The following is a 533-nucleotide window of genomic DNA, read 5'->3' as shown; positions in this document are numbered from 1 at the left end:
TCGTCGACGCTCGGCGTCGCGCTCAGSGTCACCGTGGTGGTGTCGTCGACGTCGTTGACCGTGGTGCTGACCGGCGTTTTCACCGGATCGATGGCTTCGAGGTTGCCGCCGTCGGCCGATTTAATCGACTCGATCACGATGGTCGGACCCTTGTAGGCGTCGTTGCCCACCGTGACCGGCAGGCTGCCGGAACTCTGGCCTTCGGCGATGGTGATGACCTTGCCGCTGTCCAGCGTCACGGTSACYGSACCGTTCTGCGCCGTCACCGGTTGGCCCTGGGCGTCGGTCAGCGTCGCGGTGTAGGTGATGGTGCCGTTCTCGTCGACGCTCGGCGTCGCGCTCAGSGTCACCGTGGTGGTGTCGTCGACGTCGTTGACCGTGGTGCTGACCGGCGTTTTCACCGGATCGATGGCTTCGAGGTTGCCGCCGTCGGCCGATTTAATCGACTCGATCACGATGGTCGGACCCTTGTAGGCGTCGTTGCCCACCGTGACCAGCAGGCTGCCGGAACTCTGGCCTTCGGCGATGGTGAT

The 533-nt window shown here is 64.6% G+C and carries 1 protein-coding gene; it reads right to left on the bottom strand.

Annotation, left to right across the window (positions count from 1 at the left end; all coding sequences use genetic code 11):
- The coding region (locus tag AC1DU9_RS29890; RefSeq protein WP_477811280.1) for an immunoglobulin-like domain-containing protein at positions 1-533 on the bottom strand (533 nt) is incomplete at both ends.

Source organism: Pseudomonas sp. P4_C1, assembly GCF_056402155.1.
Note: the sequence above shows the minus strand (reverse complement) of the source record. Positions and strands in the feature narration are given on the sequence as shown.